Source organism: Massilia sp. 01N410 (assembly GCF_056399665.1).
Map to the genome: position 1 here is coordinate 1 of NZ_JBFTRV010000089.1, position 375 is coordinate 375.

1 protein-coding gene is annotated in these 375 nt (G+C 66.7%); it reads right to left on the reverse strand.

Going from position 1 to position 375, the window contains the following annotated elements:
• The coding region (locus AC1DOP_RS27375) for a response regulator (protein WP_477254444.1) at positions 1 to 375 on the reverse strand (375 nt) is incomplete at both ends.

The window sequence follows — 375 nt, forward strand, 5'->3', positions numbered from 1 at the left end:
GCCCACGCTCATGCCGCCGGTGAACAGGCGGATCACTTCCAGTTCCCGTGGAGAAAGGCGTGCCAGCACCACCGCGGCATCGGCCGGTTCCGCCGCGGCAACCGGCATCAGTCCGGGCGGGCGATAGATGCGGTCGGCCAGCACCGTGCGCAGCGCCTGCACCAGGCTGCCCAGGCCGTGGCTCTTGAGCACCACGCCGCCCGCGCCAGCGGCATACATGGCTGCCACCAGCGAAGGATTGGAGACCATCGTCAATACCAGTACATGCGTGTCCGGGAAGCTGCGGCGCAGGAACGAGATCAGCTTGATGCCATCGCCGAAGCTGTCACCACCGGGCATGCTGTAATCGGTGATCACCGCATGGGGCTGGGTGCT